Here is a 24483-nt window from a genome sequence, read left to right as displayed (position 1 = left end):
AAAAATAGCAACTACCATTTTAAAAATGATAGTTGCTATTTTTTATTCTAAATTACTATGGCTCGCCTTCGCCTGATCATTTGATACGTTGTCTCTACGACTTACCTTCAGCACTAATGCATCCAGAGCAATATGCACACTTTGATCAAATAGCGTACTCAATAATTGGATTGACTTTACACTATTATCAGCTTTTGTTGCACCAGGCACAACGACAACTGAGTTAGATACTTTCGCTAAAGGAGACTCGCCGTTACTTGTAAGCCCGACTACTTTAACGCCAATTTTCTTAGCACTTTCAGTTGGTTCAAGTACACTCTTAGTTGTCCCAGAGCCAGAAACAGAAACTAGCACATCCCCTTCTGCAATTGACGGTGTAATTGTCTCACCAATTACAAAGACCGTATAACCGATATGCATTAATCTCATTGCGAATCCTTTTGCCATTAACCCAGATCGCCCAGCACCTAAGATAAAAATTCTTTTATCTTTCGTAATTAACTTCTCAGCACCATTTAATTGGTCATCACTAACTTTAGCAATGACCGCGTTAATTTCATCCATTATTTCATCAAGTAAACTCATTTAATAACCTCCATAAATTTTTTTGCCATATCTAATGGTTTCTCATTATTCATTATTTTACCACCAACAATGATTCTTTCCACGATACCTTGAACAGCCAATCTTTTTGCCTGTTCAATATCAATACCACCGGCAACCGCGATTTTTTTTATATTTGGAAATTTAGCATGGAATTCAGCCACCGCTTTTACGGCATCAAAATCTTGATCTTTCTTATCATGTGAGTAATGTAATCCAAAAATGGCTTCATCAAATTTTTGTAATTTTTCAATTTTCGTCTCATCTACTTCCAATAAATCTATCAGAATGTTTTTTTTCTGATTAACCGTTAATTCATAAACTTGTTCAATCGTATCAATTGACGAACTTGCCATAACCGTTAACGTATCCGCGTTAGCAGAGAATCCCTTTTCAAATTCATAAACACCCTCATCAATTGTCTTTAAATCAAATAATACTTCTGATTGATTAACTTTTTCCGTAACAGATTTTAACGCATTTATCCCATAATCTTTAATCAAAGAGGTCCCAACTTCGATGACATTGACAACACCATCTAAGTAGCTGACGCTCTCCATAAGGTCTTCTAACGTAACGCGATCAATAGCGACTTGTAATTTCATTATTCCTGTACGCCTTCCTTTTTATAAAAATCCTGTAGTTCTTTAGGTGTTGGGTAGCCATCATTATCACCTGGTGTCTGAACTTGAAGCGCACCAACTGCATTTCCTCGTAAAACGGCTGACTCCATAGATTTGTTTTCCAATAATGCTGTAATAACGCCTAATGCAAATCCATCGCCTGCACCAACAGTATCCACAACTTTATCCACTTTGAAGCCTTTAATCGTTTTCATACTACCATCTGAATTTTTGATAAATGCACCACTTGCACCTATTTTAACAATTACCGTTTTTGTCCGTTTGCCTTTTAAATAAAAGTCGGCAATTTCTTCTGGATTATCACTGCCCATCAGAATTTTTCCTTCTTCAACACCTGGTAAAACAACATCTGCATAACCTGCCAGTTCATTAACGGTCGCAACCATATAATCTTTACTTTTCCACAATGTTGGTCGTAAATTAGGGTCAAATGTAATGAATTTTTGGTTATCCACAAGGCGTGTTAATAACGTTCTAAATGTTTTTTCGGCCACATCTGAAATAGCTGGGAAAATACCAGACATATGCGCTATTTTAACATCATCTAAATTTATTGCATCAATTCGATCACTTGTTAAATGAGCTGCAGCTGACCCTTTACGGTAATTAAAAGTCTCTGGGTCACCCGTTGATACGAGTTGTTTCAATTGATGCCCCGTCCAATGATTTTCACTTTCGCTAATATAATCGATACCCACACCATGTCCTGAAATAATACTCTTCGCGTATTGGCCAAAAGGTTCTGTTCCAACTCGAGAAACATATTCAACATCATGCCCTAAGCGTTTAACTCCGATCGCTACGTTTAATTCTGCGCCACCTAATATTTTCACATAATTAACTGATTCTGATAAGCTTTGATCCATATCTTTTGAGGCAAATGTAATGATTGGTTCGCCAATTGTTATAACTTCACTCATTATATTTTCTTCCCTTCATGTCTCTTAATTTTAACCGAAAAAGTAATAAACTAAAACTTCATTAATAATTGAAACAAACCACATGATTGGAACACCTCTTTTTAATAAATCTTTTGATTGAACTTTCATATAATCAAGGCCCCAAACATTCCATGATTGCGTGATTCCTGTTGAAACAGCAAGAAGCGCAGGCACATAGAGAAGTGGTAATAAGAAGGCATCATTGAACAACCCGGTTCCCGAAAGAACCGCTGCAGTTGCAGCTCCAGCACCCCAAACATGTAACGGACCTCTGAATAACGCGAGCGGTGCTAATACTCCAAATACAATAGCAAGGATTAAATGGTCATGCGGTAATATCAGACTAAATACATGTTGAAACCTAACAGCGTTCAACTGAGCAGCACCAGCAAACATCACTAACGCCATTAAAAACATAATCAATCCTGCGATATCACCAATCGCTTTTTGAATCGTACTATTCAAGAAGTCGACGAAATTTTTATATCCTTTCATATTTCCAGTAACAGCTATCGCAAACAATGTTGCTAAAGTTAATCCTGGAATAGCATCCCAGCCGAAAATCATATTCATAACGACCGGAATAATTGGTGCAACAAATGCAATTTTTGGTATGGGGCGACTTTCAGAATTTTGTTGTGTCTCACCAATAATTTTTAGATTTGAATCAACATTTTCTTGAGTAAATTTCTTGCGATGTAAAACTAAGAAAATAATTACCGCGATTAATTGAACTGTCATTGCTGTCCAACCGAAGATTAAGTATTGTCCGCCGTATACGGCATTTGGAAAAAATGCTTTAATTTGATTGAATAAAACAACATTAATGTACATTGGTGCCCCAATTGACATGACAAATGCAGTAAGTGCGATGTCTCTTGGAATACCTAGGGATAACATGATTGGTAATAAGATAACCCCTATCGCAATCACAGATCCCACTCCGTATGCGCTTACAAAAATAAACGCTGTTACCAAAACAATTAAAATAGCTGCTATTAATGGTCGTTTTTTCCCAACTTTTTTTGTTGCTTCTGAAATTGCAGGCGCAATCCCACTATCAACAAGAACCCTTCCGAACCATGATCCAAATGCAATATAGATAATTGTCGGTCCATAATTCAATGCTGGTTCAGCAAATACTTTTTGAACTGCCTTATCGAATGGAATTTGTCCAATGATAGACCATAAAATAGCCATTACGAAGAACCCGACCATGATGTTTCCACCCTTTAAAATATAAATAATAAATCCTACAAAAGTGATTAATAATAAAATCGGTATTAGGGTTGCCATAAGCTAGTCCTCAATTTCTTTTTTTAATAACACTATCTGGGATTGAATTAACGCTTTGTTATCCATCGGATATTCAAGAGCGAAAGCCACTTTTTTTGGTAGATGGGCTAAAATAGCTCGCCAATCAAACATTCCTTCATCTAAATTTTTCGACGTCATTAAGTTTCCAGCATTATTAATAACGTTTTTCAAATGGATATAGTCCGTGTATTGTGAAAGCTCATCTGCACTCTGAATAGCATCTTGTTTCGTAAAAGCCCAATTACCAAGATCATAAACATAACCAACAGGCACATTTTGTCGTTTAGCACTTTCTAAAAATGTCGTTAATGCCTTAACACTGCCACTTAATGCAGTTTGATCATTTTCAACATTCATTGTTATTTTGTCTAAAGGAAATTCACTAAAAGCCTGCTTTAAATCTCCAGTAAATGCCGCAAAATTTCCAATATTAAATTTAATTTTTTTGATTCCCATAATTAAACCTTCTTGAAAATAAGTAACTAATTTAGGGTTTAACGTGCCATTGTCTAAAAAAACTTGATCAGGAACACTATAATTAACAATTAATCCGTATTGTTTTGCTTTTTTTGCAACTTTGGGTAATTCACTATCTAAATCTTTAAAATATTCACGTCTAACTTCGATACCGTCAACACTTAATTTTGAAACGCGATCAACCAATTCATCCTGTTTAATTCCATTTTCTACATCATTCTCAAAAATCCATGTATTTAAAATAACTGTCATCATTTTTCCTCCAATATTAATATTTATTGAGTTTCTTTACCCTATTCATTAATGTCTCAAAATTCATGTCCTCGAATTTTTCTGCATTTTTATTATCAAAATTTTCTCGTTCTATCTCGTTAAAATTTTCTGCTAAGTAATATGCCGTCAAATAGGCTGCAAGGTAATTCTTAGCCGTTTTCACCATGTTTTCATCCTCAAACTTAGCCTCTACAGTTGTAGAGGCAAAGCCCAACGCAAATTTATCAACATCTAAAAAAGTTCTTTTATCCATTTTTAGCGCCTCCAATTCATTATCTATTAACAAGTTAGGTAAACGTTTACATGGATAGTATATATGCAGTATTCCATAATTGCAAGTCTTAAATATAAATATATATTTCTAAACAAGGTAAACGTTTACTCCAGTAAGGTATCTAGCCTGTTTATTTTTTTAACTTTAAATTACATTTTAAGGACAATAAAAAAAGACTTACCCTTGAGCAAGTCTTTTCCATATTAGTATCTACTTAAATTCAGCAGGTATAATTATTTTTTTATTTTTCGTATTTGTTTCACCATTTAATTCATTCAACAATAATTCTGCTGCACTAGCACCTAGTAAAAAAGGATTTTGATTAATCAACGAAGTTCCTGAATTAATCGCTTTTATGACTTCAGTATCTGAAAATCCCGTTACCGCTACCCGTTGATTGACCATGAATCCATCAGCGATAATTTTAGGTAGTAAGTAAAGCAACCAACGTTCCTTCAACGCAAATACAAGCGTTCTTTTATCATCACGTATTAATCTATTTTTCAGTTCAGCATATGTTTGATTTAATTTTGTATCACCATCTATAACCTCAATCACCTTAGTGTCTGGACTGACCGAATTAATTCCGTTATACCGCTCTTCCCGAGTTGAAATACCTGTCACTTCACCAGTAATGATAATGACTTGATCAAATCCTTGATTTAGATAATATCTTGTTACTTGTTGGCTAATATCAAAGTTATTTGTAACAACATTAGCTAAACTAGAATCAGAAAGTTCACGATCAACAATAACAATGGGCATGTCTCGTCTAACCGCATCCCTTAAATCGGCTTCTTTTCTAAGTATTGGTTGCATGATTAGTCCATCAAACGATTTTTCGCCAATAATTTTAAGGATACCTTGTTCTTTATATTTATTAGAATCGGAATCAAATAAAACCGCTGTATAACCTTGTGCATCTAAAATTGAGCTAATACCTTTAAACATTTCTGTGGCAAAATAATCATCCACATCTGAAACAATTGTAGCAATCATTCGACTTTTTTTTGTAATCATCTGTCTAGCCGCGTCATTAGGGACATAGTTTAATTCTTTAATCACATTTTGGACTTTCAATGCTGTCTCTTTAGACATACGCTCTGTTTTACCATTCAAAAAACGTGATACAGTTGCGATTGAAACATCTGCCTTACTTGCAACATCTTTTATATTCGCTTTAGTAGCCATTTTTTCATCCATTCATTAATTATATTATTTCGTCTAGTTTTCCTTTTATTCCGTTGCTAAACTATCTATATATTACCATACTGCTCAATTTATTAGAAAATACCTCACTAAAATAGTAAATAAAAAGGATAATTCTACTTAAAATTCAGAATTATCCTTTTTATTTATTATTTTCACGTTCCGCTAGTTCGAGGTAACGATTGTACCAGATATCTATATATTCTTTAGAAAATGGCCCTTTCCCGTTATCTATCCAGTCCACAAGTGTTCGGACGTTATACTTCAATATCTTATCGATATCGTCAGAATATTCCCATTTTTTCCCGTGTTCTGCATATTCATCTACATCCAATAACCGTTTCTCACCATCTGGGAAAACTTTGACATCTAAATCATAATCTATATATTTCAAAGCTTCCTTATCTAACGTGGCTGGTGAAGCCAAATTACAATAATAAGAAACGCCGTTATCACGTATCATGGCTATAATATTAAACCAATAGTGTTTATGAAAAAAGATAATTGCTGGTTCTCTGGTCACCCATCGCCGGCCATCTGCTTCGGTCACCAATGTATGATCATTACACCCAATAATCATATTCTCACTTGTTTTCAACACCATCGTATCACGCCATGTTCGATGCAAACTACCGTCGTGTTTATAACTCTTTATGGTAATGAAGTCGCCCTCTTTAGGCTCCTTTGACTGATTACTCATCTCTACCAAAACCCACTTTCTAAACACGTAGTGCATTTTACATCGATTGCATGAATATTATACCAAAAAAAGAACTATTTTACTAAAATTTATTTGAAGAAAGGCTGATATATTTGTCCCAAATTTTTTGTTGTACTTTAGGAACTGCAATCTGGTCAAAATCTTTTTCAAGTATGAATTCGCCAGGAAAATAACTTAAGTCAAACGATTTACTTTTCACGGTAAATAATTCAATTAACCATTTTTGATGGGTAAAGGTATGTTTTACGACGGAACCTTCTAATGCTGAAAAAATCAACTTATGGTTCAAATTATCTTGGCTCCATTGGCCTAATTTTATAACTAAATCATCCGTTAATAACACGTCTCCTGGTTTGTCTTCCAGTTCTTCCAGCTTAATTAAAGGAAACGCTAATAAATTTGCGAGCATCCCTTTACTAGAACGTTTCTCAAATAAATACCCTTTTTTTGTTTCAATTATCAAAGCAATATAGGGCATTTCAACTGGTCGCGGCTTCTTTGATTTCACTGGATAATCAAGTTCTTTACCATCTAAATAAGCTTGATTAAACGACTTAACTGGAGAATGTTCAGAATCTGGATTCTTAGCACTCATGTAACTTGAACCCAAATCCATGACAGCTTGGTTAAAGTCTCCAGGTCTTTCTTTAGAAATAATTTGTTGAATGACTTTTTCAAAAATAAGTCGGGTCTGTGGTTTCGCAATATCATCTTCTATCTCAAATAAGCGTGAAAATACACGAAAAGCATTACCATCAACGGCAGGAACAACTTCGTTAAAAGCAATACTTGCGATTGCTCCGGCAGTATATGGCCCAATTCCAACTAAATTTTGCAGTTCCTTAGCTGTTTGCGGCCATTGCCCAGAATAATCTTGAACAACTTGTTTTGCTGCTTTTTGCATGTTTCGAACTCTTGAATAGTAACCGAGTCCTTCCCATGCTTTTAAAATACGTTCTTCTGGCGCATTAGCAAAATTTTCAACACTCGGAAACCATTCCATAAATCGTTCATAGTACGGAATAACCGTATTTACTTGTGTTTGTTGGAGCATAATTTCTGATACCCAAATATGGTAGGGTTCATGGTCTCTGCGCCAAGGAAGATCCCTTTTTTCACTATCATACCAAGTTAACAATGCCTCTTGAAAAGCTGTGATTTTTGCGTCATCCCACATTATCATTCAAGCGCCTCATCTTGTTCTTTCAGCTCAATATATTCATTAATATCATCAAACTGAAACCCTTTTTGAAATAGCCCCTGTTTAACTTTCATGGCGCGCTGACTACCTTCCAAGCGACGTTGCCGTTTCCAGACTTTATCCCCTTGTTTAACAAGTGCATCCCATTCGGCTTCGGGATCAATTTCAAGTTCTAAGGCATCCATTATTTGTGAAATGTCATCAGACTTAAAGCCTTTAGTCATTAATGCCTGACGAACCTTGTTCTTTAAATTACTAAACGATTGATCGTGGTAATGCTTAACTAATTTTTCGGCGACTTTAATTCCATTTTCTAATTGGTCATCAACTGGAAATTCTTCTAAGGCTTCATCAATACTTTCAGCTGCAACACCTTTTAATCGTAACTTTTGGCGAATGACTGTTGGTCCTTTATCCGACGTGTGCATCATTGTTCTAACGTAACTTTTAGCATATTCAAGATCATTTACTAATCTAAATTCATATAACTTTTCGATTGTTTCTTCAATCGCGTCTTCCGTAATTTCATGTTTCTTCAAATAATCCTTAATCTCTTTTACGGTTCGCATTTGCGTTGATAAATAGTTTAACGCTTTTGAATACGCTTTTGAACGATCATCTGCATCAGCAATTTGTTTAATTAATGCCTCATCTAATTCCATCCCTTTAGCAAGATGAAATGAAATAAGAACTTCTTCCCCAATTGGAAAAGCATATTTTTCATCCAGAAAGACATTATATCGTCCAGCACGTTTTTGTGTGGTTATTTTTGTGATTTTTTTTGTCATATAGACTCCTTTAAATGCTTATCTTGTTATTATATCTTTGAACTGCCAAAATGCCAATATTCCTGTGTTATAATAAGAAAAAAGCAATAAGGAGTTTATAAAAATATGTCAGACAATCAAGAATTTGGATCAGAAATTGAAGCCGGTTCACGTTTTCCTTTAACTATTAAACGCTTAGGTATTAATGGTGAAGGCATCGGCTATTACAAACGTAAGATTACATTCGTACCTGGTGCTCTTCCAGACGAAGTCGTTGTAGCAGAAGTCACTAGTGTTGCAGATTCTTATATCAACGCTAAAATTCATAAAATTCGTAAACAAAGTCCTGTTCGCGTTGAACCAAAAGACGCAACATACAGTGAAGTCGGCGGAATTGAATTAGAACATTTAAACTACAAAGGCCAATTAGCTTTCAAAAAAGATGTTATCGTACAATCTTTAGAAAGATATAAACCGCGTGGTTATGAACACTATGATTTAAAAGAAACTATCGGTATGCAAAATCCATATGAATACCGTAATAAAGCGCAATTCCAAGTTCGCGAAAAAGATGGTCACGTCATCGCTGGACTTTACAAACCAAAGAGTCATGATTTAGTAGACTTAAAAGAATTCAGTACGCAACGTCCTACAACAATGCTTGTTATTCGTCACGTTGTTGCGTTATTAGAGGAACTCGGAATTCCTATTTACAATGAAGAAGCTAAATCAGGTATTATCAAAACGCTTGTTGTTCGTGAATCTTTTGATACCGGTGAGGTTCAATTAACCTTCATCACAAACTCGGCAAAATTACCTAAGAAACGTGAACTAGTTATGCATATCTTAGAAGAATTACCTATGGTTACTTCTGTCATGCAAAATATCAACAAAGGTGAAACATCACTTATTTGGGGTGACGAAACCATTAATATCGCTGGCCAAGACTTCATCATGGAACGTCTTGGTAAAATGAAATTCAAATTATCAGCACGTGCTTTCTTCCAATTAAACCCAGTTCAAACTGGCGTTTTATACGATGAAATCAATAAAGCTCTTAACTTAGATAAAAATGAATCATTAGTTGATGCTTACTGTGGTGTTGGTACCGTTGGCCTTTATGTTGCCCATGGTGCTAAAGAAGTTCGCGGTATGGATACAACACCTGAAGCGATTGAAGATGCACGAGAAAATGCTGTTCTATCACATCAAGAAAATACCACATATGAAGTTGGTAAAGCTGAAGATATCTTACCTAAATGGTTGGAAGAAGGTTTCGTACCTGATGCCCTAGTTGTTGATCCACCACGTACTGGTTTAGATGATCAATTAATTGAAGCCATCAATAAGAGTCGTCCTAAAAAATTTGTTTATGTATCATGTAATCCATCGACACTCGCAAAAGATTTAGAATTGTTAACAAAATCATACCGCGTTGATTATATTCAACCCGTTGATATGTTCCCACAAACATCAAAAGTTGAAGCCGTCGTTAAATTATCACGTCGTTCTTCAGGAAAATAAAGCAAAAAAAGAAGCCATAAAATGGCTTCTTTTTTTGCTTTAACTATTCGTTCGACCAACTAAGACGCTACCATAAGCCCAATAGGTCTTTCCTGTTTCAATAACTGTAAAACGGTACATATATGAATCTTCTTTACCATTTTCTTTAATTGTAGCCATGCAATCTACATTAACTGCTTTACCTCTAATTGTAGCATCACTTGCTCTTCCTGTTGTTACTGATAAATATGCTGAATTATAAACATGATTATGCAAGTAGTAAGTGCTTGTCGTACTTACGGTTCCAGTCTGTTTAAGTGACTTATAAGTAATTGATTGATTAAATGTTAAGGCCTTTGAATAAACCCAATATTTATTTAATCCTGATTTAATTTGATACCAAGTTGTTCCTTGGCTTCTATTTTCTGCTCGAGCTAATAATTTCACTGTTTGCCCAGTTAATTGTGTTGAAGAACCATAGTTAACCGTATTATCAGTAGAGTTCTTAACTGAGTTATAAAGCATATATTTATTACTATTAACTTTTGCAGTTTCTGAACCAGATGCACTATGCATTTCTAAATTAACTAGTGCATCCTTATTGACTGCTCCTGTGTAAACCCAATGATCATCTGAACCAATTTTAATACGATACATCGTTGATTTAGCACCATTATAATCAGTTATAACGGCTTTTTGATTAATTGTATATGTTCTATTTTTATAATTGGCTGAATCACCTGTCTTTTTAGATAGATAATCTGAATTGTATACATGATCATGTAACTGATATGACTTACCATTAAATTTAGCTGAAACATTCATTGGTGAGTAACTTACTTTTCTTAATTTTAAGGCGTCACTATAGATCCAATATTTTGTGGATGTCCCTTTAACACGGACGCGATACCAAGTAGTGCTACCATTTTTAACACCACGCATATCTGCATACAATGTTTTACCGCTTAACTTGCTGCTTGAACCTTTATCGACTGCGCCGACCGTCCCTTTAACATGGTTATAAAGACGGTAACTTGTATTATTCATCTGAACAGTTTCTGATCCAGCTGCACTGTGATATGCGACCTTCACACCTAATTGTGTGTAGTATTCTTTGATTAAATCATACAAGTCTGACATTGAATATGACTCATTAAACCATTTATTACCAGATTCGCTATAGTAACCAACTGGATCACCATGATCAGTTGCACCTAAATACTTACTGACATCTGCATGTGCCCAAACTGTTGCGCCCGCTCCATGATTGCTAGCAGTTGCTAAACTTGGTTTCAACCCATATTGTTGTAAAATATAGGCAGTATAGTAGGCGGCATTATTAACTTCTCGTGCAAATGCCGACTTGCTATGAACACGCGTTTCTTCAAATTGCACGAAACGTTGGTTACCTTTAGGACCAGAGCCCCATGACATGACGTTCGTTTTTGCAATATTAATAATATTATGATCGTCAACAAAACTGTGCACAAATGCATTACCATAATTGGCTTTCATAAAAGCCATTTCACCATATATGGTAGATGATGGGTTAGCTGTTTCATGAACAACAACACCTTCTGGTTTACCTTGACGATAAGTCATATCATCGGTTGGAAAACCACCCCAGATAGCACTTGTAATCTCATTTGGTGCAATATGTTGAGAATGTATATAATTATTTACCTTTGATGAAGCCGAAACTGATTGATTCATTAATCCAGCCGCTACAATCCCCAAAACAATGGCAAAACCCATTACTATTTTTTTCTGCATTTTCAATAACTCTCCTATTTTTTTATTGCTATCCCTTAGCAATATTAGTTCAACAACCTAATAAATTAATGTTTATTAATGGCTCCCTTATAGACCCAATGATTAGTAGATCCAATTTTGACTCGGTACATCGTTGATTTAGACCCATTGTAATCAGTAATAATCGCTTTTTTATTAATTGTATAAGTTCTATTATTATGTGTTTTTGATTGACCTGTCTTTTTAGATAAATAATCTGAATTATAAACATGATTATGTAACTGATATGATTTATTATTAAAATTTCCTGTATTTTTTACTGTAGAATAACTTGTTTTTCTTAATTTTAATGCTTGTTTATAGATCCAATACTTCGTTGATGTGCCTTTAACTCTTACTCGATACCAAGTTGTGCTACCTTCTTTTACGCCACGCATGTCCGCATAGACTGTCTTACCTGTCAACTTAGCAGCCGCACCTTTATCACGACTACCTGCTGTTCCTTTAACATGATTGTAAAGACGGTAACCAGTATTAGCTACTTTGACTGTTTCAGAACCGGCTGCGCCATTATAAGCGACTTTAACGGTATTATCTAAACTAGCTAAATTATATCTAGAAATTAAGTTATTTAATTTTTTACCGTAGGCACTACTTGTCGAGTATTTTAAACTCAATGATGCTGTTGCTTTTTGATAAGTACTAGCTTTTTCACGCCATGTACCTGAGTAATACTTAGCATCCCAACTTACACCGTTACGTAAATGGTTGGCATAATCTTGAATAGATGCTTTAGCATTTGGGTATTTTTTAAATTTAGACACCGCATAATAAGCTTTCCCTTTGCTATTATATTCCAATGATTTAACTGAATATGATTGTCCCTTATAGGCACCCTTCATACCAAAAAAATTATTAGCCTTTTTTGCCAACGTACTTTGACCCCAAGAAGATTCAAGAATCATCTGTGATAGCATCACTGATGGATACAAGTTTTTATCTTTTGACACTGCTTGAATCGTTGGTCCATTCTTTTCAATGAGAGCCTTTGTTTGGGCAGTCGTGGCTGCCGTAACTGTTGATTCATTTTTACTTTGATTCCCAATTGGTAAGTTTATTGAGCTAAATCCCGTAATAGCAACAAATGTTACCGTAACTAATTTTGTTAACAACTTTTTATTTTTCATATTTCCCCCTATTTTTCCGAAATTATCAGCTTTAATTATATCAAATTTGCATGTCTAATAACGCCTTTTTCCGTTACATTATGATTACAATTAGTAACGCATAATGCCTCTATTAGTATGCGCCCAACTACACGTTTTTTTGATAATTGAGTCGTCAGGTGATTCATCAGAATACCCTTTCAACGTGTAGATGGCTAATAAATGCTTAACTTCCTTAATGAAATCTATTTTATCCACATAGGTATCACGTCTGTTCTGAACTAAAGATAAGATAGCATCATGATATCTAAATTGGGGTGTTGGATTTTCAAAACCAAGTTCTGCAGCTATTTTACTGGCCAAAGAAACTTGAATATCTGTAAAAAGATGCGCTAAATTTAATTGCTTTAGAAATTGCGAATACTTACTTTGAACTCTAATTCTTAATCCATTGTTGAAAAATAAATCAGTTCCATTTTCTACATCGGAAATATTAGCAAGATGGTGTCCTGCCGTCCATGAGGCATCCCGTTTTGATGGCCCACTATCTGGAAATAACTGATACATACCACATGTGTAAGGTAGAGCTTGTTTCTTTTCAACTAATGACACAATCGCACGCATTGCGACAAAAGTTAGAATTTTTTCATTAATCAAGCGATTCACAAAATTTGTTGTTGTGTATTTACATAATAAAATATCTTTATGCTTATCAAAAATAATGGATCGTAAATCATCCCGTCTGTGTGTTATATGGTGAATATACAAAGTTGTCTCCATGTTCACTTGATAGTTATCCGTTACAATTCCATGTTCTGTAAAAAAATGATCATCCGTAACGTCTATTATTGGATGATTCTCCAACAAGTTTCGCCAATATTGAGACCCAACAGTCAATAAGCGTGTTTCTGGATAATCTATAATTTCTTTAAAATCCCGTTCTAATTCATTCTCCAAGTTCAATAGCCTACTCCTTTTCTTACTTTCATTTAACAACTTATCCTATGTTACAGATTTAATTGTAACTAATCTTGTGTGAACTTAAGTCTAATTGTTAAGTTTATCTTAAGAAAATTAATAGTCTACCTTTAATTCTTAAATGCTCATCAAAAACCCATAAATACGCTCATTTCGTCGTCTATTTTAAAATTGAATAACCTCGTATTCTAATTAAGAACCTTGGCCAAGGGATCTTAAAAGAAACGAGGCAACTCTACTAATATGTCAAATCAAATAAACCCAGGTCTAGCTTTTCTACTGAAAAATGACCGTGAAAAACTTATCTTTGGTGTTCTAAAAAGAATGTCGATTAATCAATCGCATGCTTCATATGACGATTTCGTACAAGAAGCACGATTAGCATTCAGCGCTGCATATGACCAATACCCTAAAACTATTGAAGATAATGAACAAACTTTCATGGTTTACGCCTATCAACGTGTCTACTGGCGACTTCTTGATTTAATTAATCGACAATCTAATCAACAAACGCATTTAGAACCTAATAAGGATGATTCAACTAATCCAACTGATTCCATCATTGATTTAACCCTCCAAACACAAGATACTATCGCTGAAAAATTATTTACAGAACACCTTTTTAAATCACTCTATGACCTCTGTTCAAACGCCGAACAACATTATCTAGTCGATTGTTATATTAGACACAAAACAGTCACAGAAATTGCTGCCAGTCATCATGTTAGCCGTCAAACAGCCTATAACTGGCGTAATAGCGTCGGTCGGAAAGTACTTTTAGTCATTGCTCAAATGAATCAAGAATAAATATCAGTATTTGCTTTACAAAATGGTTAACCGATTCTTTATTATCTATGTAAGGCGTCGCGGCACTTATCAAATATAGACACACAAAGGAGAACATATATGAGTAAAACTTGGGTAAAAACAAACGTTATCGTTGAGGGATTAAGTTCTGACGGCTCTGAACGTAAACGTTCATTCGCTAACATTACTGAAAATGCCTCTAACGAAGCTATTGCACAACTCGGCGCTACAGTTGCTTCATTAACTGGTGATAACACCGTTAAAATGACCATCCGCACAGAATCAAGTCTTTTAGCTTAATCAAACCTAAGGAGGAAATTATATGAAACAATTAGATTTAGCATTTAAAAATGAAGCGGGTAAAACGCGCCATATGAAATTACGTTACGTTAATACAGATTTAGATCCAGCAACCGTTAAGAAAGCCATGGATGACATTACAGGTTCTGATTTATTCCATCGTGATAACGAAAAAATGTTCGTAACCCCTATCTCAGCACAATTTGTTGAAACCATTGAAACACCAATCTACACAAACGATTTAGTTTAACCGTAAAAGCCAACTTAATTGTTGGCTTTTTTTGTACCCTCATAGCACCTATCAATTGCCTTTTAACATCATATTGGCTATTCTAAAATTTAGGGGGATTGTAATGAATAAAATAGAAGATAAAAAAATGACGTTTTTCACGGTTTTCTTGTTAGGAATTAACGGTATTATTGGATCGGGGATTTTCTTATTATCTGGTAAAATTTATAATGATATTGGACCACTCAGTATCTTTACAATTATCGCTGCAGCATTAGCAGTCACCATGATTGTGCTCTGTTACGCAACACTAGCAAGTAAATTTTCGGAAGATGGTGCGGCTTGGTTATATGCCTATAATGCATTCGGTAAATTTACTGGTTTTCAAGTTGGTATATTTACTTGGATATTAGGCGTAGTGACTTTGTCAGCCGAAATTGCTGCGTTACTAACTGTCTTAAAAATACTTTTTCCAGCATTACAACAAACGCTTATTTATGATGTTTCAGCAATTGCCTTAGTCATTATTCTAGGCATCATTAATTATTTTGGAACAGCTATTCTAGATTTCGCAGACAATCTGTCTTCTGCAGCTAAAGTATTTATCATGTTACTCTTTATTATTGTCGGTGCTTTCTTCATTAAGGATGCTCATTTTACGCCCATGATTCCGACTGATATTCACAGTAACACTCAGTTATTTACGAAATTTAATACAGCATTTGGTGTCATTTTTTATATGTATACTGGCTTTTCATTTTTACCGATTGCTGCTGCTAAAATGGATAATCCGGAAAAGAATATTCCGAAAGCACTATTAAGCGTTATTGCAACGGTGACTTTATTATATGTTTTACTTCAAACGGTTGCCGTGGGTATCCTTGGCCCTAACTTAGGATCGTACTCATTACCAATTGCTGCGGCATTCAAAAGTATCTTTGGTCAGTGGGGTTATATGATCATTATCATTGGGATGTTGATCTCTATTCTTGGGGTTGCCATCTCAGTATCATTCAATACACCTATTGTGGCTGCATCGCTAGCAAATGAACATCAGCTTTTACCAAAAATAATCGGTAAGCAAAGTAAACACAATACACCGGTTATCGCAATCATTGTGACATCTATCACAAGCATCCTCCTGCTACTTAGCGGTAGTTATTTATTCTTAGTATCATGCATTGTCTTTGCATCGTTTGTCCAATATGTACCAACAATTCTAGCAACATTTAAATTCAATAATGATCCAAATTTACCAAAAGGTTTCAAATTACCAGGTGGTCCAATTATTCCAAGCCTTGCATTAATTATCTCACTTTACTTACTGTTAAGTTTTAATTGGAAAATCATCTTATTCGGCGTTATCGTGTTAGTACTAGGGTGTTTACTCTACTGGTTTGATAACCGAAAAAAATAACCATTGATTTTGAAAGTTCAAAACCAATGGTTATTTTTCTATTAAATTTTGTAGATATTCATGACTTTCCAACATTTCGCGACAATCATTTTGATTTTCTAAATCAATTTCGTAAATAGTCGTTGCATTTGGATTAAGCAAAGGATATGCTAACTTCCAATCAATCTTGCCTTTTCCTAAAGTTAAACTATCATGAAATTTACCCATTGAATCGACTAAGTGATAATGGACGATATTTGGCATTAACCGTTTCAAACTCGCTTGTAAGTCAGTATTACTACCTGCTTGTTTAATAAAGGCATGCGATGTATCAAATGCTAAGCGATACCCTTTTTGTAGAATAAACTGATCCATCTCTTCAGACCCATAATAAAATAAATCAGAAATCGAATTCTCAAACATGACGTTATTTTGTCCATATTTTTGATAATAATCCATCCGATTAAATAACGCTGATTCCGCAACCTCAAAATTAGGATATTCAGCAATAATTGTTGGCGTTTGTCGATTATATGAACCATGAATGAGGGTTTGAATTGATTTATCTTTTGCGAGCTGAATCAATGTCTCAGTACTTTCTCTAACAAAACGATATAACCTAGGATCAGCTGTTTCGGAAACGGCTAATTCAACAGATTGTTCACCAACCTTCATTGGATGATGCATGACAATCTTCTTCGTAGTTGCCTTCACCTCATCAATCTCATCTGATAATCGTTTTAATCCATCTCCAGAAACATCAAATTCATTTAGATAGAATTCAAAAATATCTGGATTATGTTGTAACCGATCATGGAGTTGAATTGGGTCAGTTCCCGCCTTTAATCCTAATGGTATTGTCATTTGAATCATCTCCTTGGTACTATGTTAGCATTAAATTGGGTGAAAATAAAAAGGAGTGACTTCTAATGATTCAATTTCTCAAATCACTAGAAAACTCCCCTTTTCTATACTTCAATTTTAGCCATAAATTCATGTAAAGCATCTTGCCAACTTGGTACTTCAAATCCCGTTGCTTTAACTTTACTCAAATCCATAACTGAATGTCTAGGTCGGTATGCCTTTTGTGGATATTCTTCAGACGTTACTGGACTTATTTCAACTACTTCATCCTTTAAAATCTCACTAGCAAATTCATACCAAGTACATGAATTATCATTAGAAAGCTGATATAACCCATAAGGAATATTTTTTTGAACTGCATATAACATAAAATCAGCCAGCGTTCTAGTCCAAGTTGGCCGTCCAACCTGATCACTAACAACAGTCAGATGATCATGAGTTTTAGCTAAGTTTAGCATCGTATAGACGAAGTTCTTTCCATATTCGCCAAAAACCCATGATGTACGGATAATATAATACTTACTCATTATTTTAGCAACGGCTTCTTCTCCAGCTAACTTCGTCCGACCATATTCATTTTTAGGCGCAGTGGGTGTTTTTTCTGTATACATTTGATCATTAGTCCCATCAAATACATAATCAGTACTAATGTAAACTAACGTAGCACCCACAGATTCTGCTGCTGTGGCAATATTCTGAGTACCTATAACATTAACTTGTTCATTAATAGCTTTACCAGGTTCTTCTTCAGCATTATCAACAGCTGTATAAGCTGCACAGTGGTAGACAATTTCTGGGCGATTATCTAAAAAATAATTATTAACTGCTTTTGAGTCAGTAATATCTAAATCTTTAGAACCAGTTCCTGTATATACAATCTTTTTTTCATCTAATAAATGACTTAATTCTGTTCCTAATTGACCATTTACACCCGTAATTAATATTTTCATAATTAGCTCCTTCAAAAAAAGAATGGACTTAAGTCCATTCTTAGTTATTATTGTCCATTTTTTGCATAATTTGCTTCAACTGCATCTTTCTCAGCTTTCCACCAATTTTCATTATTTCGGTACCAATCAATCGTATCTTGTAATCCTGATTTAAAATCAGTAAATTCAGGATTCCAACCAAGCTCTTCACGTAATTTTGATGAATCAATAGCATATCGTAAATCGTGTCCTGGGCGATCTTTAACGACATCATAAGCATCTTTAGGTTGACCCATTAATTCTAAAATCAACTCCAAAACAGCCTTATTATCTTGTTCACCATCCGCACCAATCAAATAAGTTTCACCAATACGACCCTTATTTAAAATAGCCCAGACAGCACTTGAATGATCATTAGTATGAATCCAATCGCGAACATTTTTACCAGAACCATATAACTTAGGCCGGATTCCACTCAAAACATTAGTAATCTGTCTTGGAATAAACTTCTCAATATGTTGGTATGGTCCATAATTATTGGAACAATTTGAAATTGTTGCCTGTAAATTGAATGAACGCACCCATGCACGAACTAATAAATCTGATCCAGCCTTTGTTGATGAATATGGACTGCTTGGATTATAACGTGTTTCAGGTGTGAATTTTTCACCTTCACCTTCCCCATGACCGGGTAAATCTTCGCGTAATGGTAAGTCTCCATACACTTCATCAGTTGAAACATGATGGTAGCGGACATTGTATTTACGACAAGCTTCTAGCAATGTATATGTTCCGATAATATTAGTTTGAATAAAAGGTGATGGATCTTTTAAAGAATTATCATTGTGACTTTCTGCAGCGTAATGTACTACCGCATCTGTTTTGCTAACAAGTTCATCAACTAGTTTAGCGTCAGTAATATCTCCCACTACTAGCTCAACACGATCAGCAGGTAGTCCAGCTAAATTTTCTTTATTTCCTGCATAAGTTAATTTATCTAACACGGTAATGTGAACATCTGGGTGGTTATTAACCACATAATGGACAAAATTAGAACCAATAAATCCGGCCCCACCTGTTACAATAATATTTTTCATTTAAAAACACCTCTCCTATTTAGATTTCTCCATACACAAACGGATTGTCTTTTTCAAACTCTGTAAACGTTGGTTGTGCAGCATCTTTTTCAGATGTAATTGCTTGGTCAAAATCAATAGGCCAATCAATATTTAGTTCAGGAGTTTTAAATGAAATCCCACCATCTGCTGCTGCATTGTAGTAACCATCACATTTATAAAGGAAATTAACATCATCTGTTAATGTTACAAATCCATGGGCATACCCTTTAGGAACTAATAATTGGCGATGGTTACTTGCAGAAAGAATATATCCTTCCCACTGTTTATAAGTAGGTGAACCTTTTCGAACATCGACAATAACATCTAGTACTGCCCCTGTCACGACCCGAATTAATTTAGTTTGTGCAGCTTCTCCACGTTGAAAATGAAGTCCTCTTAAAACGCCAGCTTGTGTTGATAATGAATGATTATCTTGGATAAAATCAATATCTATTCCAGCTTCTTTGAAATCTTTGTCTGAATATGACTCCGTAAAAAAGCCGCGATTATCACCAAATACTGCTGGTTCAATAATCTTAACATCTTGTAACTTTGTTGTTGATACTTTTAATTTACCCATTACTTTTTATCCTCTTCTTCTGCGATACGTAACATGTACTGTCCATAATCATTTTTTTTGAGTGGTTGTGCTAGATCAATTAATTGTTCGCGTGAAATATAACCCATTCGATAGGCGATTTCCTCTAAATTAGCTACTTGCATATTTTGCATTCTTTGAACAGTTTCAATAAACTGCCCTGCTTCAAGTAAACTTGCATGTGTCCCTGTATCAAGCCAAGCAAATCCACGTCCCATAATTTCAACATGTAGTCTTCCTTTTTCAAGATAGACCTTGTTAACATCCGTAATTTCAAGTTCGCCACGTGGTGACGGCTTAATATTTTTTGCTATATCAACAACTGAATTATCATAAAAGTATAAGCCTGTTACTGCAAAATTACTTTTAGGGTGATCCGGTTTTTCAACAATCGAAATTGCTTTATGGCTCTCATCAAATTCAACAACACCAAAACGCTCGGGATCACGCACTTGATAACCAAATACGGTAGCCCCCTCAGTTTGATTTGCAGCCCGTTCAAGCATCTTAGTCATACCTGGACCATAATAAATATTATCACCTAAGATGAGCGCAACGCTATCATTACCAATGAAATCAGCACCAATAATGAATGCTTCTGCTAATCCATCTGGTGTAGGTTGAACGGCATACTCTAAATTAATGCCTAATTCAGAACCGTTGCCCAATAATTCTTGAAAACGTGGCGTATCTTCAGGAGTAGAAATAATTAGAATATCCTTGATACCTGCCAACATTAATGTTGATATTGGATAATAGATCATTGGTTTATCATAAATCGGCATCAGCTGTTTACTTGATGCACGTGTCAATGGATATAAACGAGTCCCACTACCTCCGGCTAAAACTATTCCCTTCATACACTTTTCCTCCTAAAATATTCTAATTAATTTTTGTAAATGGTAGCTACAATAACTACTTAACACAGCTTTTAAAAATAAAAATCATTATTTATTTAATATCCTTCTTAAAACCAATTTTTTAACATAATTTGTTTCGTCATATCTAATAAATAAGAAATAGAATAATGTACTTGCTAGAATAAATACAACAGCAGATGCTATCAAAATACTGAAAATCCCTTGAATTACAATAATTTTTAGTAAATACGAAATTATTCCTAATTCTATTCCAATTATTCCCATATAACCAAAATATTTAAGATAATATTTTTTCATACTACGTTTGAATCCATATTTGAATAAGATAAGTGGTTCCCACCATAAATTAATTCCAATATTACTTACTATTGTACCAATTAATATACCATTAATGCCGAGATTTGTTGTCATTAACAAAAGAATTGAAACTATCATATTAACTACAGCTTCAAGTAGTGATTTATATCTCATTGGCCAAAATAATCCACGTGCACCAATAAAATTTAATACAGTCTGTCTAAATTGAACAAGTACAAAATTTATAACAATAAGTAACACGGTAAAGTTCGATAAGACGTAATTTGATCCTATCCAAAATTTAATAAAAGATTCAATAACTGCGTATAACGTTATAGCAATAACTGATGTAATACCGGCATTTATATACATATAACGATAAAACACAACTTCTTGATAATCTTCATCCTCCGTTACTCCTAGATTACCTAATCCAGCTGTGACAGCAGAGATACTTTGTGTCAACACACTGGAAATACTATTTACAATCAGCATATAATTAGAATATATTCCTACTAATCTAACGCCTAAAAATGCCGATATTAATATATTATCCGTTCCAAAAACTAATATAGTACCAATTTTTGAAGAAACAGTCCCAAATATATTTTTCTTCATATAGTTGATGACTTTAGGATTTACTTTAACAGTTTTCATTTCGGAAAGAAATTCAAATTCCCTATCAACAAGTTTTGAAATTCTCAAGTTAGATAACAATGTTATAATTATTTGGATTACTAAGTACCAAACATATTGTCTAAATAAAAGTAAAAAGATAATTTGTAATACTGTCTGCATTATCGTAAAAATTAATCTATTTAAACTATCCTTATATCCTTCTTGATTTGCAATTAATAAGGAACGTTTATACGTAAAAAAGTAACTAACAACCGTATTTAATAAAAATAGTACAAACATAACTCGCGGAAATGGTACAGGACTACCGCCCTTCATTAAAATAGTTATAAATGGAGTAAATGCTAAACCCATAATCAAAATTACGATACCAATCACATTATACACTTTTCTAAATAAATTCATGACACCAGCAATTTCACCATGATTACTAGTAGCAAGAGGATCGTACAGTGAGTACGTTATCGCCCCACCAATCCCTAATTCAGCAAAGGATAGAAAACTCAACACATTAGCATATAGCCCATTGATTCCCATGTAATCGGCACCAAGAGTTTTAATAAATACTGTCTGCAATGCAAACTTCAAAACTAACATTATTACTTGCGATAGTGCAGCGATTGATGTATTTTTAGCTGCTATACCAGTTCGAGAATTATTATTCATACATCACACTTACCCTCATCTGTTAAGTTCTTGTACACGTTTAATTTCTGTTTTAATTTTATCCGTGTACTTTAACATGCCGTTATCATAGACATCATTAATATCGTGCTTCTTAAAATCAAGATAACTACGTTCTTTTATATCATTACTTTGATCAGCATATCCTCTTTTTACTTTATTCTCGAATTCTTCAAGTGATTTTGCATAGTAATGATTAACCCTCACGTGTTCCCTTGATACAATTTTAGGTCTTTTTTCATTTGTCCATGGATATCCCCATAACCTATTTCCGTTTTCATCAGTCGTTTTACCGGCCACATCATACCAATGTGGTATTCTCATATCAATTACTAATCTAGGATTTACGATAGGTTTTGAATCTAAAATAATATCATTTTTTGATCTATTTAAAAATGTCTCAGTAACTAATCCATTTGATTTTTTAATCAAATTAGATGAGCCGAACATCACCCAACCAATTTCAATTTGAGCAACGTTTTCACTAAATTCATTTAAAAAAGAATCAATATTTTTTTCATCAATTAATACTAAATATTCATCTAAATCTAGTGTTAATAGCCATTTTGTTTCTGTCTTACAGCGCTCGACAGCATCCAGATATGCTGGTATTTGTTGCTTATCACCCGGAAAATAGATATATTCAACCACTTTACTTTTAATATACGGTTCTAAAATTTCTTTTAAATTATCAGTAGATTCGTTATCATAAATATAAAATTTTGATATACCAATAATTTTATGATATTCAATCCATTCTTGAACGTATAGTGCTTCATTTTTAATAATTGCCACTAATGACACGCTATTAATAAAATCAGTTTTTTCTTCAATTATTTTTACTTGTTTATACCTTTTATTTCCGTAGTTCATCTTATTTTTCATATACTTTATCATATTATATGCCGTAATAAAATTACGCCTAAAACTTTTTTTTATTAAATTGATAGTAACCACCTAATCACTCTCTATTAAACAAACCATATAATTATTCTTTGTGCTGTTGTATTAATTAAACTATGAAATTTATGATACAAAGAATATCTTTTAAAGATATTCTTTGTATCATAAAACTTATATGTATCTTCTAGCATTTTTTTTTCAGTATCATTTTTAATGATATTAGAAAATCTTTCATACAGAACAATATTTTCCTTTTTAATCCGACCTAATTGTTTATATCTTATTTTTAATCTACGAAAAACTTCATACAAGTGTACATTACTCTTACCAATTCCGATGACGTTATTTTCATGTTGTCTATAGTAAACCGTTACTTTATCAATGTACGTTAAATTCCCACTTGCTGAGCTGATTTTAGCAATAATTGAATCATGCATTGTTACATTTTCAATATCTTCATCTGTTAACATAAGTACTTCATCTCTTAGTTTCTTATTAATTGCTAATGCCGCTCCGGTTACTTTAAAATTGAATAATAAATCATTCAATGAATGATTATAATTTTCGCCTACTAACATTTTAGACATTTTAATATTTGTTGAAACAGCCTTTTTATCAGCAATCATAAGATCTGAAAATATAGCTTGTGTTATTTTATTGTCTAACAAATCAAATTTATCCATAAATTGCATTATTTTATCTGAAACCCAAACATCATCTTGATCAGAAAAAAAATAGTAATCAGCATCGACAACCCTAAGTAATTCAAAAAAGGAACGTTTAACACCCATATTTCCGCTTGAATAAATTATTTTTAACAAATTTTTATTTTCGTATCTTTTTAAAATATCTATTGTATTATCTGTTGAACCATCATCTCTAACATAAATCTGTATGTTATCTTCATTTTTATATTTTTGCTCAATAATACTATTTAATTGTTCCTCGACGTACTTTTCGCCATTATACGTTGACATAATCACAGCTATATTTTTCAAAAATTTACTCCTTAATT

The 24483-nt window shown here is 33.8% G+C and carries 26 protein-coding genes; 5 read left to right on the top strand and 21 right to left on the bottom strand.

Annotation, left to right across the window (positions count from 1 at the left end; genetic code table 11):
• Positions 1-42: 42 nt before the first annotated feature.
• The 10 genes from hxlB to recX form a co-directional block, all read right to left on the bottom strand.
• Complete coding sequence (gene hxlB, locus AC1RPQ_RS04510) at positions 43-585, bottom strand: 6-phospho-3-hexuloisomerase (RefSeq protein WP_481761513.1); 543 nt, start codon at positions 583-585, stop codon at positions 43-45.
• On the bottom strand, positions 582-1208 hold the full coding sequence (locus AC1RPQ_RS04505) for an orotidine 5'-phosphate decarboxylase / HUMPS family protein (protein WP_481761514.1): 627 nt from the start codon (positions 1206-1208) through the stop codon (positions 582-584). Before AC1RPQ_RS04505 ends, hxlB begins: the two co-directional genes overlap by 4 nt.
• On the bottom strand, positions 1208-2167 hold the full coding sequence (locus tag AC1RPQ_RS04500; protein WP_481761515.1) for a sugar kinase: 960 nt from the start codon (positions 2165-2167) through the stop codon (positions 1208-1210). Before AC1RPQ_RS04500 ends, AC1RPQ_RS04505 begins: the two co-directional genes overlap by 1 nt.
• Positions 2168-2197: 30 nt before the next feature.
• Positions 2198-3484: a gluconate:proton symporter gene (locus AC1RPQ_RS04495; protein WP_481761516.1), complete on the bottom strand. Its 1287-nt coding sequence runs from the start codon at positions 3482-3484 to the stop codon at positions 2198-2200.
• Positions 3485-3487: 3 nt separating this feature from the next.
• Positions 3488-4234, bottom strand: a complete 747-nt coding sequence (locus AC1RPQ_RS04490) for a sugar phosphate isomerase/epimerase family protein (RefSeq protein ID WP_481761628.1) — start codon at positions 4232-4234, stop codon at positions 3488-3490.
• A 16-nt stretch (positions 4235-4250) separates the two neighbouring features.
• Positions 4251-4508, bottom strand: a complete 258-nt coding sequence (locus tag AC1RPQ_RS04485; protein ID WP_481761517.1) for a hypothetical protein — start codon at positions 4506-4508, stop codon at positions 4251-4253.
• A 231-nt stretch (positions 4509-4739) separates the two neighbouring features.
• Positions 4740-5732 carry a LacI family DNA-binding transcriptional regulator gene (locus AC1RPQ_RS04480; RefSeq protein WP_481761518.1) on the bottom strand — a complete coding sequence of 331 codons (993 nt, stop codon included), beginning with the start codon at positions 5730-5732 and terminating at the stop codon, positions 4740-4742.
• Between the two features lie 148 nt (positions 5733-5880).
• A complete protein-coding gene (gene ntdP / locus AC1RPQ_RS04475) occupies positions 5881-6438 on the bottom strand; it encodes a nucleoside tri-diphosphate phosphatase (protein WP_481761519.1) in 558 nt (185 codons plus the stop codon).
• Positions 6439-6520: 82 nt separating this feature from the next.
• Positions 6521-7642 carry an A/G-specific adenine glycosylase gene (gene mutY / locus AC1RPQ_RS04470; RefSeq protein WP_481761520.1) on the bottom strand — a complete coding sequence of 374 codons (1122 nt, stop codon included), beginning with the start codon at positions 7640-7642 and terminating at the stop codon, positions 6521-6523.
• Positions 7639-8448, bottom strand: a complete 810-nt coding sequence (gene recX, locus AC1RPQ_RS04465) for a recombination regulator RecX (protein ID WP_481761521.1) — start codon at positions 8446-8448, stop codon at positions 7639-7641. The genes mutY and recX overlap by 4 nt, the downstream gene beginning before the upstream one ends.
• 105 nt (positions 8449-8553) lie before the next feature.
• On the opposite strand from recX, the gene rlmD reads away from it, so the two are divergent.
• Entirely contained in the window at positions 8554-9951 is a 1398-nt protein-coding gene (gene rlmD / locus AC1RPQ_RS04460) for a 23S rRNA (uracil(1939)-C(5))-methyltransferase RlmD (protein ID WP_481761522.1), read from the top strand.
• 39 nt (positions 9952-9990) lie between these two features.
• On the opposite strand, the gene AC1RPQ_RS04455 is transcribed toward rlmD, so the two are convergent.
• The 3 genes from AC1RPQ_RS04455 to AC1RPQ_RS04445 form a co-directional block, all read right to left on the bottom strand.
• The gene (locus tag AC1RPQ_RS04455) at positions 9991-11703 is read right to left on the bottom strand and encodes an N-acetylmuramoyl-L-alanine amidase (RefSeq protein ID WP_481761523.1); all 1713 of its coding nucleotides are present in this window, start codon (positions 11701-11703) and stop codon (positions 9991-9993) included.
• 65 nt (positions 11704-11768) lie between these two features.
• The gene (locus tag AC1RPQ_RS04450) at positions 11769-12869 is read right to left on the bottom strand and encodes a glucosaminidase domain-containing protein (protein WP_481761524.1); all 1101 of its coding nucleotides are present in this window, start codon (positions 12867-12869) and stop codon (positions 11769-11771) included.
• Positions 12870-12959: 90 nt separating this feature from the next.
• A complete protein-coding gene (locus tag AC1RPQ_RS04445) occupies positions 12960-13811 on the bottom strand; it encodes a competence protein ComK (RefSeq protein ID WP_481761525.1) in 852 nt (283 codons plus the stop codon).
• A 258-nt stretch (positions 13812-14069) separates the two neighbouring features.
• Here AC1RPQ_RS04445 and AC1RPQ_RS04440 point away from each other — a divergent pair, with 258 nt between their 5' ends.
• The 4 genes from AC1RPQ_RS04440 to AC1RPQ_RS04425 all read left to right on the top strand — a co-directional run bounded on the left by AC1RPQ_RS04440 (position 14070) and on the right by AC1RPQ_RS04425 (position 16579).
• Positions 14070-14633, top strand: a complete 564-nt coding sequence (locus AC1RPQ_RS04440) for a sigma-70 family RNA polymerase sigma factor (protein ID WP_481761526.1) — start codon at positions 14070-14072, stop codon at positions 14631-14633.
• 99 nt (positions 14634-14732) lie between these two features.
• Positions 14733-14933 carry a DUF1659 domain-containing protein gene (locus AC1RPQ_RS04435; RefSeq protein WP_409022133.1) on the top strand — a complete coding sequence of 67 codons (201 nt, stop codon included), beginning with the start codon at positions 14733-14735 and terminating at the stop codon, positions 14931-14933.
• Between the two features lie 22 nt (positions 14934-14955).
• Positions 14956-15183, top strand: coding sequence for a DUF2922 domain-containing protein (locus AC1RPQ_RS04430; RefSeq protein WP_409022132.1), 228 nt, complete (start codon positions 14956-14958; stop codon positions 15181-15183).
• Positions 15184-15286: 103 nt separating this feature from the next.
• A complete protein-coding gene (locus AC1RPQ_RS04425; RefSeq protein ID WP_481761527.1) occupies positions 15287-16579 on the top strand; it encodes an APC family permease in 1293 nt (430 codons plus the stop codon).
• A 30-nt stretch (positions 16580-16609) separates the two neighbouring features.
• Here AC1RPQ_RS04425 and AC1RPQ_RS04420 read toward each other — a convergent pair whose 3' ends face one another.
• From AC1RPQ_RS04420 to AC1RPQ_RS04385, 8 genes are all read right to left on the bottom strand, one after another.
• Complete coding sequence (locus AC1RPQ_RS04420; protein WP_481761528.1) at positions 16610-17422, bottom strand: sugar phosphate isomerase/epimerase; 813 nt, start codon at positions 17420-17422, stop codon at positions 16610-16612.
• Positions 17423-17526: 104 nt separating this feature from the next.
• Positions 17527-18372, bottom strand: a complete 846-nt coding sequence (gene rfbD / locus AC1RPQ_RS04415; RefSeq protein WP_481761529.1) for a dTDP-4-dehydrorhamnose reductase — start codon at positions 18370-18372, stop codon at positions 17527-17529.
• A gap of 47 nt (positions 18373-18419) precedes the next feature.
• The gene (rfbB, locus tag AC1RPQ_RS04410) at positions 18420-19448 is read right to left on the bottom strand and encodes a dTDP-glucose 4,6-dehydratase (protein ID WP_481761530.1); all 1029 of its coding nucleotides are present in this window, start codon (positions 19446-19448) and stop codon (positions 18420-18422) included.
• A gap of 19 nt (positions 19449-19467) precedes the next feature.
• On the bottom strand, positions 19468-20049 hold the full coding sequence (gene rfbC / locus AC1RPQ_RS04405) for a dTDP-4-dehydrorhamnose 3,5-epimerase (protein ID WP_481761531.1): 582 nt from the start codon (positions 20047-20049) through the stop codon (positions 19468-19470).
• Positions 20049-20927, bottom strand: coding sequence for a glucose-1-phosphate thymidylyltransferase RfbA (rfbA, locus tag AC1RPQ_RS04400; protein WP_481761532.1), 879 nt, complete (start codon positions 20925-20927; stop codon positions 20049-20051). Before rfbA ends, rfbC begins: the two co-directional genes overlap by 1 nt.
• A gap of 87 nt (positions 20928-21014) precedes the next feature.
• On the bottom strand, positions 21015-22547 hold the full coding sequence (locus AC1RPQ_RS04395; protein ID WP_481761533.1) for a lipopolysaccharide biosynthesis protein: 1533 nt from the start codon (positions 22545-22547) through the stop codon (positions 21015-21017).
• 15 nt (positions 22548-22562) lie between these two features.
• The gene (locus tag AC1RPQ_RS04390) at positions 22563-23450 is read right to left on the bottom strand and encodes a glycosyltransferase family 92 protein (protein ID WP_481761534.1); all 888 of its coding nucleotides are present in this window, start codon (positions 23448-23450) and stop codon (positions 22563-22565) included.
• Between the two features lie 86 nt (positions 23451-23536).
• On the bottom strand, positions 23537-24466 hold the full coding sequence (locus tag AC1RPQ_RS04385) for a glycosyltransferase family 2 protein (RefSeq protein ID WP_481761535.1): 930 nt from the start codon (positions 24464-24466) through the stop codon (positions 23537-23539).
• Positions 24467-24483 lie beyond the last annotated feature (17 nt).

It is taken from the genome of Dellaglioa sp. CoH-57-MRSF-21, from assembly GCF_056781915.1.
The sequence above is the reverse complement of the archived record's forward strand: the minus strand, read 5'-3'. Positions and strand labels throughout refer to the sequence as shown.

Excerpts from the sequence above, each read along its gene's own strand:
- hxlB (WP_481761513.1), bottom strand. The coding sequence starts at position 585 with ATGAGTTTACTTGATGAAATAATGGATGAAATTAACGCGGTCATTGCT.
- AC1RPQ_RS04505 (WP_481761514.1), bottom strand. The coding sequence starts at position 1,208 with ATGAAATTACAAGTCGCTATTGATCGCGTTACGTTAGAAGACCTTATG.
- AC1RPQ_RS04500 (WP_481761515.1), bottom strand. The coding sequence starts at position 2,167 with ATGAGTGAAGTTATAACAATTGGCGAACCAATCATTACATTTGCCTCA.
- AC1RPQ_RS04495 (WP_481761516.1), bottom strand. The coding sequence starts at position 3,484 with ATGGCAACCCTAATACCGATTTTATTATTAATCACTTTTGTAGGATTT.
- AC1RPQ_RS04490 (WP_481761628.1), bottom strand. The coding sequence starts at position 4,234 with ATGACAGTTATTTTAAATACATGGATTTTTGAGAATGATGTAGAAAAT.
- AC1RPQ_RS04485 (WP_481761517.1), bottom strand. The coding sequence starts at position 4,508 with ATGGATAAAAGAACTTTTTTAGATGTTGATAAATTTGCGTTGGGCTTT.
- AC1RPQ_RS04480 (WP_481761518.1), bottom strand. The coding sequence starts at position 5,732 with ATGGATGAAAAAATGGCTACTAAAGCGAATATAAAAGATGTTGCAAGT.
- ntdP (WP_481761519.1), bottom strand. The coding sequence starts at position 6,438 with ATGAGTAATCAGTCAAAGGAGCCTAAAGAGGGCGACTTCATTACCATA.
- mutY (WP_481761520.1), bottom strand. The coding sequence starts at position 7,642 with ATGATAATGTGGGATGACGCAAAAATCACAGCTTTTCAAGAGGCATTG.
- recX (WP_481761521.1), bottom strand. The coding sequence starts at position 8,448 with ATGACAAAAAAAATCACAAAAATAACCACACAAAAACGTGCTGGACGA.
- rlmD (WP_481761522.1), top strand. The coding sequence starts at position 8,554 with ATGTCAGACAATCAAGAATTTGGATCAGAAATTGAAGCCGGTTCACGT.
- AC1RPQ_RS04455 (WP_481761523.1), bottom strand. The coding sequence starts at position 11,703 with ATGCAGAAAAAAATAGTAATGGGTTTTGCCATTGTTTTGGGGATTGTA.
- AC1RPQ_RS04450 (WP_481761524.1), bottom strand. The coding sequence starts at position 12,869 with ATGAAAAATAAAAAGTTGTTAACAAAATTAGTTACGGTAACATTTGTT.
- AC1RPQ_RS04440 (WP_481761526.1), top strand. The coding sequence starts at position 14,070 with ATGTCAAATCAAATAAACCCAGGTCTAGCTTTTCTACTGAAAAATGAC.
- AC1RPQ_RS04435 (WP_409022133.1), top strand. The coding sequence starts at position 14,733 with ATGAGTAAAACTTGGGTAAAAACAAACGTTATCGTTGAGGGATTAAGT.
- AC1RPQ_RS04430 (WP_409022132.1), top strand. The coding sequence starts at position 14,956 with ATGAAACAATTAGATTTAGCATTTAAAAATGAAGCGGGTAAAACGCGC.
- AC1RPQ_RS04425 (WP_481761527.1), top strand. The coding sequence starts at position 15,287 with ATGAATAAAATAGAAGATAAAAAAATGACGTTTTTCACGGTTTTCTTG.
- AC1RPQ_RS04420 (WP_481761528.1), bottom strand. The coding sequence starts at position 17,422 with ATGACAATACCATTAGGATTAAAGGCGGGAACTGACCCAATTCAACTC.
- rfbD (WP_481761529.1), bottom strand. The coding sequence starts at position 18,372 with ATGAAAATATTAATTACGGGTGTAAATGGTCAATTAGGAACAGAATTA.
- rfbB (WP_481761530.1), bottom strand. The coding sequence starts at position 19,448 with ATGAAAAATATTATTGTAACAGGTGGGGCCGGATTTATTGGTTCTAAT.
- rfbC (WP_481761531.1), bottom strand. The coding sequence starts at position 20,049 with ATGGGTAAATTAAAAGTATCAACAACAAAGTTACAAGATGTTAAGATT.
- rfbA (WP_481761532.1), bottom strand. The coding sequence starts at position 20,927 with ATGAAGGGAATAGTTTTAGCCGGAGGTAGTGGGACTCGTTTATATCCA.
- AC1RPQ_RS04395 (WP_481761533.1), bottom strand. The coding sequence starts at position 22,547 with ATGAATAATAATTCTCGAACTGGTATAGCAGCTAAAAATACATCAATC.
- AC1RPQ_RS04390 (WP_481761534.1), bottom strand. The coding sequence starts at position 23,450 with ATGAAAAATAAGATGAACTACGGAAATAAAAGGTATAAACAAGTAAAA.